This is a genomic window from Photobacterium japonica, assembly GCF_050337005.1.
Classification (GTDB): domain Bacteria; phylum Pseudomonadota; class Gammaproteobacteria; order Enterobacterales; family Vibrionaceae; genus Photobacterium; species Photobacterium japonica.
This window is the reverse complement of the sequence record NZ_JAKJSN010000063.1, coordinates 17,576-29,256: the sequence shown is the minus strand read 5'-3', so window position 1 is coordinate 29,256 and position 11,681 is coordinate 17,576. Positions and strand designations below refer to the sequence as shown.

Here is an 11,681-nt window from a genome sequence, read left to right as displayed (position 1 = left end):
CTCGGGCACAACGGCTCCTGATTGTCGAAGTTGTTTTCGCCAATAATACAGCGTTGCTTCACTGATGCCTTCTTCTTTTGCTATCTCCGCGACAGAGCGAGACAACGGTGGTAACAACTTTTTCAAGATGGCTTCTTTTCTTTCTTGCGAATAACGAGACATGTTTCCTCTGTTTCCGCCCCTCTAAATTGATGAATTTTTAACAGTGACAACTATCCTGACACAGGGGGAAACCCAAACAATTTTCTCTCAATAAACGGGTAGAAATGTAATTTCGACATGCAAGCCACGAAAGTTTTTGTTGACTGAATGTAGTAAATATTTTGATTTTTATTCCGAGACTTCGGATTCAAAGCATAAAGGAAAAGTACAATTCTTATATTCCAGCACCCACCCACGAAAACGCGATCGATCTAAAAGAGAAAAGTATCATTGTCATTCCCACTCCCTCCACCCCATGACATCCGCGGCGCCTTCCATTACAATTCGTTCGCGAATTATTATCATTTGCATTCGCTCGTGAGGAAGGAATCCTCGCGACATCAATGAGGGAGCAGCAAAGCCAGCCATGTTTAAAGTCGAACACGCCACGTTTCAGATTGGCGAACACCGTATTCTCCAGCCCACCACCTTACAGATTGAACAAGGCAAAGTGACGACGTTACTGGGTCACAACGGCAGTGGTAAATCGACCGTGATGAAATTGCTCAGTCGTCAACACGCGCCGACTACGGGCAGTGTTTCTTGCCAAGGGCGGGATATCGCCACGTATGCTGCGAGAGATTTCGCGTTACAGGTGGCTTACCTGCCACAGCATCCCCCCGTGACGGACGGTGTGACCGTACGGGAGTTGGTGTTCTTTGGTCGCTACCCGTGGAAAGGGGTGATGGGACGCTACAACACGGACGATGCCCGCTATGTTGATGAGGCCATTGAGCGGGTGGGGCTGGCGGCGTTGTCGGCACGCTTTGTCAGTACCTTGTCCGGCGGTGAGCGTCAACGTGCCTGGGTCGCGATGCTATTGGCCCAGCGCAGCCAGTGTATTTTGTTGGATGAACCCACCTCAGCGCTGGATGTGGCGCACCAATATGAATTGTTGTCGTTGATCAGACGCTTAAATCAGCAGTTAGGGCTCACGGTGGTCATGGTGCTGCATGATATCAACATGGCGGCCCGTTTCAGTGATCACTTAGTGGCGATGCATTCTGGCCGTGTGCTTGCAGAGGGGAGTCCCGCCGAGTTGATGAATGCGCCGCAGTTAGCCCAAATATACGGTGTGCCGCTGGGGTTGTTTGCGCATCCCGATACCGGCTTGCCGATCAGCTATGTGCGCTAATTGAACGAGAGAAAAGACAAGGAGTCACCCATGCACAGGATGCGTATGTGGGGCACGGTGCTATTGCTGATGATCAGTGCCAGCCCCGTTTTTTGCCAGAGCCAGAGCCAAAGCCAAAGCCTTAAACAATCCCAAGCAATTAAAAGCTATTCACACGAGATGGGGACGGTGTCGCTTTCTGCGGTGCCGGAAAAAATTGTTGCGTTAGATTGGGCGTTAACGGAAACCTTATTGACCCTCGGGATCACCCCTTATGCCGTTGCGGATGCCAATGGGTATCAACATTGGGTTGGGTCGCCGCCTTTACCGCAGAGCGTGATCGATCTGGGTTCGCGCCGTGAACCGAATCTGGAATTGTTGGCGCACATACAGCCGGATCTGATCATCATGAATCAGTCATTGGCTCCCGCCTTTGCCCATTTTGAGGCCATTGCCCCCACGATGGTGTTGAGCCTGTATGGACCGACAAAACAGCCCTATCAAACGGCAGAACGGATCACCCAATTACTGGGTGAGATTGTGCAAAAAACGGCACTTTCCAAGCAGGTGATCAGCACAACCCGCACGCGTTTGCAGGAGCAGGGACGCCGATTACAAGACGCAGGATTAGCTCATCGGCCGTTGTTGGTGGTGCGCTTTATTGGCAACAAACATTTGCGGGTACAGGGTGCGGGCTCGTTGACGGGCGATACGCTGGCACACATGGGGCTGACCAATAGCTGGCAGGCGTCGACCAACCGTTGGGGCTTTTCTGCGGTAGGGCTGGATAAGATCGCCACCCACCAGCAGGCCAACATGGTGTATTTAGGGCCGATGGATGCGGCGCAACAGGCGGCATTTTTCTCGACACCATTATGGCAAGCGATGGCGTTTCATCGTGAACAGCGGGCTTTTTCACTGCCCCCTATTTGGACGTTTGGCGGGTTGCATTCCGCCGCGCGCTTGGCCACGCAGATGGTAGATACGCTGATAACAAGCACCTTGATTCCAGGCACTTCAATAAAAGACTTGTCAATAACAGGCACGTTAACCGCGGGGCAGGCTAATCATGAACGTCGATAAGGTGAGTGGCCAGAGAGTCACACCGCGAATAGCGGTAGGGGCGAGACAGTATCGGAGTGTGTACGCGATCACTGGGCTAATGCTCGTGACAGGGCTAATTGTCTTGTTAATTGTCCTGCTTATTGGCCTGTTAATCGTTCAGCGATTGCCGTTTGAGATGCCCCTTGTTGCGTGGCAACACGCGGTGTTCGCGCCTGACTTGAGTGATTACCGGCAAGTGATTGTGCATTTCAACTATCTGCCGCGTATCGCGATGGCCCTGTTATGCGGGGCGGGGTTAGCGCTAGCGGGGTGTGTGATGCAATACGTGCTCAGAAACCCGCTGGCTTCGCCCACCACGTTAGGCGTGGCGGCGGGGGCCGAATTGGGGTTAGCAATGGGGTTGCTCTATCTGCCTGCCACGTTAGCGATAGATGCGCATTGGTTGGCGTTTGTCGGCGGCTTGGCGGCGACGGGATTGGTTTTCTTGTTAACCGCTTCGCGGGGATGTGCCCCGTTGCAAATGGTGTTGGCGGGTATGGTGGTCAGTTTGTTTTTTGGCTCGCTGAATATGATGTTGATGCTCATTAATGAACAGCAGTTAACCAGCCTGTTTATATGGGGGGCGGGCGCGTTAGAGCAGAACGACTGGCAAGGGGTCACGCAGTTGTTACCGCTACTGGTGGTACCCAGTGTGTTATTGGTCTTGCTCAGCCGACCGCTGGCGCTATTGCAATTGGGTGACGCGGTGGCGACCTCCATAGGGGTACGGGTGGCATGGTTACGGGGGATGGGCATTGTCGCGGCGGTGTTCATGACCGCAGCCGTCGTGAGTCAGGTCGGTATCATCGGTTTTGTTGGCTTGGTCGCCCCTGCGTTGGCGCGGTTAGTGGGCGCCCGCACCTTGCTGATGCGGTTGCTCACCAGTGCGCTGATTGGCGCGGCCTTATTGCTGGTGGCAGATCTGTGTATTCAGCCGTTTTCCGGTGTCGGTGGTGAGTTGCTGCCGACCGGTGCCATGACTGCGCTGTTGGGCGCGCCGTGTCTGTTGTGGTTATTACACCGTCAGTCGTTGGCTGCCAGTTTGAAGGCAGAACCCGAAGGCATGAAACAGTATCACCCGCGCAGCGTGATTGCTGTGGGTGTTGGCTTGCTGGTTGTGTTGGCTGGGGTGTTGTGGCTTAGCCTCATGGTCGGCAACAGTCAGTACGGTTGGCAGATCAGTGTGTCGCCCAATGTGCTGGCGCTGCGTTTTCCCCGTATTGCGGTGGCCTTGTTGGCTGGCGTCGCCCTTGCCCTTGCTGGCACGGTGATTCAGCGGGTGACGGGCAATGGCATGGCCAGTCCGGAAGTGTTGGGGATCAGTGCCGGGGCGGCGGTGGCGGTTGTATGCGGGGCCATGCTGGGAATGACGACAGGGCGGGGTGGACAATTATTGCTGGGCACCTTGGGGGCGTTTTCGGTCATGATCATGTTATGGCTGAGCGGCAGACGACACCGTTTTGCCCCCGCGCAGATCCTGCTGACGGGCATTGGGTTAAGTGCCGCGATGGATGCACTGATCCGCATTGCCATGTCATCTGGGCAAGAGAATGTTCACGCCTTGATGGCGTGGTTATCGGGGTCAACCTATCTGGCGTCGGGCAGTGACGCGCTCGTGTTGCTGGTGGGGGTGATTGTGCTGGGCGGCGGATTAATCCTCTGCCATCGGTGGCTGGATTTGATGGGGCTGGGCGAGGTCGTTGCTAACGCATTGGGGGTCGACGGCTACCGGGTCAGGCTGCTGTTGATGTTTATCGCCGCCATGTTGACGGCTTTGGCCACCCTTGTGGTGGGACCATTGAGTTTCATTGGCTTGCTGGCTCCGCACATGGCTAAAGCCTTGGGGCAGTATCGGGCGCGCGATCAGCTCGTTATCGCCTGTTTATTGGGGGGCATCGTCATGGTACTGGCAGACTGGCTTGGCAGAAACCTCTGGTTTCCATGGCAATTTCCGGCTGGCTTATTGGCGTCCCTCGTCGGTGGGGGGTATTTTATCTACTTATTAAGAAAACCGTGAAAGTGACGAAGGTAATCATTGAGCCAGCTCCCAGAGCTGGCTTTTTTGTGGAAATATCCGTGCTTAAGTTTGTAAATGGAAATGATAGTTATTAGCATTCGCGACTGTTTTTTAGGGTAAGCACAGTGCGTGCCCTTGTTCGTTTATTTTAAAAAGAAGTTGAGAAAAGATGTTAAAGCAATCAAGGACGTTTGCAGTCAGCCCGTTGATGATCGCCATGCTCGGTGTCAGTGGGGGCAGCCTCACCGCGTTGCCTGTTATGGCGGAAGAGCCTGTGTACCAGCAGGACAAAATGGTGGTGGTCGCCAGCCGTGCGCCGAAGCAGATCAGTGATATTCCGGGCACGGTATGGTACATCGATGCCGAGCAAATCGCACAAGATTACCGTGGGGGCAAAAACCTCGCGGATATTTTATCTGCCGCTGTACCGTCATTGGATGTGGGCAGTCAGGGGCGAACCAACTATGGTCAGAACTTACGTGGCAGAGCCATGCTGGTGATGATTGATGGGGTGTCGCTGAATGCGTCGCGCACGATCAGTCGTCAATTAGATTCCATAGATCCTTTCAATATCGCACGCATTGAAGTGCTATCCGGTGCGACAGCCATTTATGGTGCCGRGGCGACTGGGGGCGTGATTAACATTATCACCAAAACCGCAGACAGTGCCGATATTGCTTTTGAAAGCTATGCCAGTACCACCACCGGATTTAACAGCAGTGAGGATGTGGATTATAAATTGGCGCAATCTGTCAGTGGCGGTAACGATCAGGTAAAAGGTCGCGCGTCGATTGTATACGGTAAAACGAAAGGGTATTACGACGGTAATGGCGATCTGATTGTCCCGGATATCACGCAAGGCTCGCTGCAGTTTAACGAAGTGGTGGATGCGCTCGGCACACTGGTGATTACCCCATCAGAGACACAAACGATCAATCTGTTAGCGCAGTATTACCACAGTAAACAAGACAGCCCGTATGGGATCTACTTCGGGCAAGATCTTGCCGGTGCGCCGAACAATATTACCGGTAATCCCGCAGATACGGATGTCATCGAAATACGAGATGGCTATGAATCTGACCGTCAAGGTGCAACTGAGCGGGTGATGTTGAACGCCAGTTATCACGATGCTGATTTTTTTTCGCATGATTTATTGGTGCAAGCGGCGTATCGCCGTGAAGCGCTATCCTTTATTCCCTTTATTTATGGGCAATACCTCGCAGCCTCTGAGCAAACAACCGATGTGCTGAGTTTTCGTGCGGCGATGATCAAATCGATGGATCGCTTTACGTTAACCTATGGTCTAGACAGCTACCTCGATAAACTCGACAGTGATCAGGCCTTGTTTGATCGCCAAACCAGCTATGACACTGGAGGATTGGTGAACCGAACGGCGGCAACGATTGGTCGTTACCCCGGCACGGAAGTGACCTCGGTCGCGGGCTTTTTACAGGCGGAGTTTGCCATCACCGATGACTGGACTCTGGAAGGCGGCTACCGCTATCAGTACATGAACAATAAAGTTGATGACTTTGTGGATGCCAAAATACAACGCGCGATTGCGTTTGGTGAAGGTACCTCTGCGGATGCGGTACAAGGTGGCGAAACGAGTTACAACATTGGCTTGTTTAATCTCGGCACGATTTATCAACTCAGCCCAAATAAACAAGTTTGGGCGAACTTCGCGCAGGGGTTCGATTTGTCTGATCCTGCGAAGTATTACGGGGTCGGGAAATACAGTGCGCCAGATGCGAACGGCCATTATACGTTGACCGACAGCGTGAATGTGAATGACTCCAAGCTGTCTGGGGTGAAAACCAACAGTTACGAATTGGGGTATCGTCAGGCAGGTGATGCGTTAAGTCTGCAAGCGGCACTGTATTATTCGCAATCCGATAAAATCGTCAAATTTGATAGAAAAACCCTGAATGTGAACATCAAAGATGCCAAAAAACGCATTTATGGGGCAGAAGCGGAAGTGGCCTACTGGGTAACGGACAACTGGCAGGTAGGGGTAAACGGCCATTGGGTACGCTCGGAAGAGCAAGATGCGGATGGCGATTGGAACAAACTGTCTATCAATTATGCCAGTGCGTCCAAAGCGGGTGCATGGGTAACGTGGCAGCAAGATAACTACGCCCTGAAACTCCAGAATCAGACCTTGTTTGATCTCACGGACGATAATGGCGGGAAAATAGACGGCTATAGCGTGTTTGATGTGGTCGGAACCGTTGATTTGCCGGTCGGTAGCCTCGGCTTTGGTATCCAGAACCTATTGGATGAAGACTACACCACCGTATGGGGACAACGTGCGAAAGGCTGGTATGCCTACTATGGCCCTGAGCAGATGTTTGACTATAAAGGCCGCGGGCGTACGTTTACCTTGAATTACCAATTACAGTATTAATGAAATAAGCCGCATAAAAAAGCTTGAGGCGTTATTCGCTTCAAGCTTTTTTTGTTTGTATGTATTTTTTTGTTTTCTATTTGCTTTCTTGTTTTGCATTGATTAAGACATCCCATAACACAGGGTGCACTTTATCAATATATAAAGTATCCGCAAAAGGAATAGTGGTTGATTTTTACGTATAGCAGTCATGATAACTTGTCGTTTTTAAAGCCTTTTTTTTGCAATATGCAACCAATGTTTGCTTGTTAATTGCGGTCGATGTCACAATAATAACGCTGTTCTATTTATATTATCTCTCATTCTCTTAATGCAGGTGCATTTTAGCGCTTGTATCTTTTGCGACGTTGGATAGTCGTCTTTATTAATATGTCTATTTCTATAGGTGAAAAAGGATATGTTTGCTGTCAGATTAAAAGATTTTGGTTTTCGCACGTCGGTCTTGTTGCCCAGTTTAATGACGGGCGCGGTGATTTTATGCCTTTCATTATGGTTGTATGCCAACCACAGCAACACAGAGCAAACGTACCGTCAAGAACGGGATCAGCGTGTGACGAATTTGCAAGCCGCAACCACATTTGGTCTCAACATTTGGCAAGCGCGTGTTGGGTTGGCAACAACGTGGTCAAACCCGCGTAATATTGAGCTGATTGACCGTACAAAAAATCAATTCAATGCGTTGGTGAGCATGTCAGAAAGCTATGTGCCTACCACGACAGAAGAAAAAGCGATCAAGCGATTAGTTACGGACTACGCCCGTCAGGCGGAGGTGATGTTTGATTATTTCTATACTTTAGATGATGCCGTGAAGCACGGTATTACTGGGTCAGGGAAAGAATTTGACTCTTATTCCTTACATATTACCAGTGCTAGTTATTCACAAGAATGGGTTAGCCAAGCAACGAAAGCCATGAACCAAATCGCCTCTGTTCGTCTAAATTATAATGGTTTCGTGGCAGGTATGCGTGAGAGCTACTTAGCCAATGCGATAAAACGTATTCATTCTGCCATCAGCATTCTGGAGACAAATCGGCAGGATGCCGCCACAGGCCGTGTGCTGAAGGCCGCAATACGTTATCAAGAAGCATTGATGATGTTAGATCGTGATCTGCCAGCGTACCGACAGGCTCACACGACGTCATTGGAATTGGGCCAATCATTTAATCGTGAGTTAGATGTACTGCAAAATCAATTAGGCGCCGCTGGCTTTGAATTTGCGGATGAGTTGCTTGCAAGCAATAGTACTACCAATAATCTAACCATTGGTGCCTTGTTATCCGCGTCGGCTTTGGCGGTGTTATTGTCTATGTTAGTTGTGCATAACCTGCATGCGCAGTTACAGCTGCCGATCCGAGCGGCACAGGCGATCAGTGACAAAGATTTGAGTCCGAAGCCTGTTGATGACGGTAATAATGAAATGGGTGAACTGTCTCGCTTAATCGATAATATGCGCATGAATATCCATGCGATTGTCGAGCAGATAGTGGAGTCCAGCACGCAGTTGAGCAGTGCCTCTGAAGAAGTCAGTGCTATCTCGGTGCAATCGTCGGTGAGTATGCGTAGTCAGCAGGATCAACTGAATTCATTGACGGTTGCAATGGATGAAATGCGCGCTACCTCTGCTGATATCGCGTCAAATGCGGAGAACTCAGCGCACGAGACGAATGGTGCAGCAGAAAGCGCGAAAGAAGGGCGCGATGCCATTCATGTTTCGGTTAACGCGATTCGTTCCGTTGAAGAAGAAATGTATGTGACAACAGATACCGTGCATAAACTGGTGGAAGAGAGCCAACGTATCGGCTCGATTGTGGATGTGATTAACAGCATTGCAGACCAAACAAATTTATTGGCATTGAACGCAGCGATTGAAGCAGCGCGTGCTGGTGAACAAGGTCGTGGTTTTGCGGTGGTGGCCGATGAAGTGCGTTCGTTGGCAACACGTACACAGCAATCGACGGGAGAGATTGGGTCGATCATTGCCCGACTACAAGAGCAAGCGACGGCGGCAGAAAAGACCATGTCGAGCAGTGTAGAGAAAATGGGTGAGGGGGTGGATGCGGTCAATCGTACCGGTGAACTCATCGGGGATATGAACCGTGTGATGACCACGATTTTTGATATGAGCACCCAAATTGCCAGTGCCACTGAACAGCAAACGGCGGTATCGGAAGAGTTAGGCAATAACATGGGGCATATCACGCAGGCGGCCAATGAAGTGACCGAAGGCGCTGAGCAAACCACTCGCGCTTGTGAAGAGTTGTCGAGTTTGGCGGGAGAACTCCAAGTGATCACGGCGCAATTTAAGTTGTAACGTGACCCCCCTCTGACGCGGGGGGACACACCCTAAAAGAAAAAAGCGGGAATACATCAGTATTTCCGTTTTTTTATTGCTGTCATCTTTTTGTAAAAAAACAATGAATGGACGTGTGTTTTTGAATGAAAAAATTATGGAATGAAGATCACAAAATCAGTTAGAATAAAACAAGCATGAAATCGTTTTATTTATTTACGCCTTTATAGTTTGTAACTATCTTCATATGAAGACAATTCGATGGATCCGAGAGTGTAGTGCAATAATTGTTCATATTGTGTATTTTGTGCTGTGGTTATTGTGCTGCTACGCGATTAGAAGCAGTTAAAATGAAAATGGCATGTGTAAATGTGAATAGCTCGATTTGTGTTAAGCTGTTGATTTTAAATGGTTGGTGTGGTTTTCTTTCTCTCTTGTCTTTTTCGCTTATATAAATAAGAAACGAACAGAGAATAGTGATGTGAGTAAAATAGAAGATCTTGCTTATATTTATTCATGGTTGGTTTAAAGCAACCGYTTAAATATAAACAGAAATCAAAAGTGCTGTGTGAGAGAGGGTATCTTGTAAGTGCATGTGTATTTGTTATTGATTCAGTTACGATATTTACCAATACTCCGCCCATCATTGACACACACTAATAATTAAAAATGAAAAGACGTGATTTTATTCGCTGCCTCACTGTAGGTTCTAGTGCTGGTATCGTAACGAGTGCATTTGCTCACACTCAAACGCCTTCTGCTATTGAACAGTCTGAAACCATGGCTACCCCACGCGTTTATGGTGGCTTTACCCACGGTGTTGCCAGTGGTGACCCACTGTCTGATCGTGTGATCCTATGGACACGTTTTGTGCCTGATGCGTTTTTGAAAATCGATGAAGTCATCGTGCATTGGGAAATGGCGACCGACAAACGTTTCAGCAAAAATTATCAATCTGGTGATGCGCTGGCACGACAGGCAAGTGACTTCATTGTCAAAGTCGATGCCGCTAACCTGCTTCCTAACAAGAAATATTATTACCGTTTCTCGGTAGACTTTATCCAGTCTGTGACAGGTGTGACGAAAACACTGCCTGTTAAGCATGTCGAAAAAGTTAGCTTTGCTATTGCCACGTGTGCTAACCACCCAGCCGGTTACTTTAACGTATACCGCGAAATTGTTCGCCAGCACAAGCGTAAGCAGTTTGATGCCTTGCTTCACATTGGTGACTACATTTACGAATACGGCATGGGTGAATACGCCAGTGATCATGCTATTGAACTTGACCGTGTTCCATCACCCGCTCACGAATGTATTACGCTGACAGACTACCGTAAACGTTACGCCCAGTACCGTTCTGACGACGATCTGCAAGCCCTGCACGCAAGCATGCCGTTCATCCATATTTGGGATGACCATGAAATTGCGGATAACACGTGGAAAGATGGCGCATTCAACCATCAGCCACAAGAAGGTGATTTTGTTGCACGTCGTGAAGCGGCGATTCAGGCGTTCCATGAATGGTTGCCAATCCGTGACAACATGGTGGCAGAAGGCGAGATCTACCGTAGTTTTGTATACGGCGATCTGGTGCACCTATTAATGCTGGATACTCGTGTAACGGGCCGTACTGAGCAGTTAGATTACGGTAACTATAGCAAAGCGGATCCACAAGCCGCTTATGATCAGCTACAGAAAGATTTGTACGCAGACGGTCATGAACTGCTGGGTGAGAAGCAAAAACAGTGGATCGCAAGTGAACTGCGTAACCATTCAACCCGCTGGACCGCCTTGGGTCAGCAGGTATTGATGACCAAAATGGATGTACCGTTCAACCTGTTGTTGGCATTCATGGGCGCGAAAGAAGCGCACCGTACCCGTACTCCGTTTGATGGCAACATCATCATGGATGCGGCGCGCCATCCAAGCATTCTGAAGTCACCGTACAATCTAGATGCGTGGGACGGTTACCCGCGTGATCGTGATTGGGTTTACGGTCAAATGAATAAATACGGTAAGTCTTTCGTGAGCTTTGCCGGTGATACACACAATGCGTGGGCCGGCGAGTTGGTGAACAAGCAAGGCAACAACTGTGGTGTCGAATTCGCCGCGTCATCTGTCGGCTCCCCAGGTATCGAGCATTACCTGCCATTGCCGCCTAAGTTGATGCGCGAAATTCAGAAATTGTTCCCTGAATTGGTGACAGATCTGAAGTGGGCGAACATTGTTGACCGTGGCTTCATGGCCGTGACCTTCACCCAAGAAGAGATCGACTGTGAATGGATCTTTGTCGATAAGATTTTGTCAAAAGATTACAGCGTATTGCCTATCACGCACGCATCCACCGAAGATGCGCTTGAGCTAGATATTGACGAAGAAGACGGCCCAGATTGGGAAGACATCTTTGGTGATGTTGACTTGGATGATCTGCTTGACGACTAATCGTTCGCCGTTGTTGTAACAACGGTATACAAGAAAACAGCCCGTCTGTCCTACCAGATGGGCTGTTTTTTTATTATTCCCTTTCCCTTTCTTTTAGCTCTATTCT

Annotated in this window: 7 protein-coding genes; 6 read left to right on the top strand and 1 reads right to left on the bottom strand. The window is 49.6% G+C overall.

From position 1 onward, the window contains the following. On the bottom strand, positions 1 to 162 hold a 162-nt coding region (locus L4C36_RS20110; protein ID WP_428479584.1), incomplete at its 3' end, for a transposase. A gap of 406 nt (positions 163 to 568) precedes the next feature. On the opposite strand from L4C36_RS20110, the gene L4C36_RS20105 reads away from it, so the two are divergent. The 6 genes from L4C36_RS20105 (at position 569) to L4C36_RS20080 (ending at position 11,575) form a co-directional block, all read left to right on the top strand. Beyond that, positions 569 to 1,336: an ABC transporter ATP-binding protein gene (locus tag L4C36_RS20105; protein ID WP_428479581.1), complete on the top strand. Its 768-nt coding sequence runs from the start codon at positions 569 to 571 to the stop codon at positions 1,334 to 1,336. A 30-nt stretch (positions 1,337 to 1,366) separates the two neighbouring features. Continuing rightward, positions 1,367 to 2,398, top strand: coding sequence for an ABC transporter substrate-binding protein (locus L4C36_RS20100; RefSeq protein ID WP_428479580.1), 1,032 nt, complete (start codon positions 1,367 to 1,369; stop codon positions 2,396 to 2,398). 79 nt (positions 2,399 to 2,477) lie between these two features. Continuing rightward, positions 2,478 to 4,436 carry a Fe(3+)-hydroxamate ABC transporter permease FhuB gene (fhuB, locus tag L4C36_RS20095; protein ID WP_428479583.1) on the top strand — a complete coding sequence of 653 codons (1,959 nt, stop codon included), beginning with the start codon at positions 2,478 to 2,480 and terminating at the stop codon, positions 4,434 to 4,436. A gap of 169 nt (positions 4,437 to 4,605) precedes the next feature. Further along, a complete protein-coding gene (locus tag L4C36_RS20090) occupies positions 4,606 to 6,843 on the top strand; it encodes a TonB-dependent receptor (protein ID WP_428479579.1) in 2,238 nt (745 codons plus the stop codon). A gap of 397 nt (positions 6,844 to 7,240) precedes the next feature. Next, on the top strand, positions 7,241 to 9,154 hold the full coding sequence (locus L4C36_RS20085) for a methyl-accepting chemotaxis protein (protein WP_428479578.1): 1,914 nt from the start codon (positions 7,241 to 7,243) through the stop codon (positions 9,152 to 9,154). A gap of 648 nt (positions 9,155 to 9,802) precedes the next feature. Continuing rightward, complete coding sequence (locus tag L4C36_RS20080; RefSeq protein WP_428479577.1) at positions 9,803 to 11,575, top strand: alkaline phosphatase D family protein; 1,773 nt, start codon at positions 9,803 to 9,805, stop codon at positions 11,573 to 11,575. Positions 11,576 to 11,681 lie beyond the last annotated feature (106 nt).

Coding starts and splice junctions, on each gene's coding strand:
- L4C36_RS20105 (WP_428479581.1), top strand. CDS start 569: ATGTTTAAAGTCGAACACGCCACGTTTCAGATTGGCGAACACCGTATT.
- L4C36_RS20100 (WP_428479580.1), top strand. CDS start 1,367: ATGCACAGGATGCGTATGTGGGGCACGGTGCTATTGCTGATGATCAGT.
- fhuB (WP_428479583.1), top strand. CDS start 2,478: ATGCTCGTGACAGGGCTAATTGTCTTGTTAATTGTCCTGCTTATTGGC.
- L4C36_RS20085 (WP_428479578.1), top strand. CDS start 7,241: ATGTTTGCTGTCAGATTAAAAGATTTTGGTTTTCGCACGTCGGTCTTG.
- L4C36_RS20080 (WP_428479577.1), top strand. CDS start 9,803: ATGAAAAGACGTGATTTTATTCGCTGCCTCACTGTAGGTTCTAGTGCT.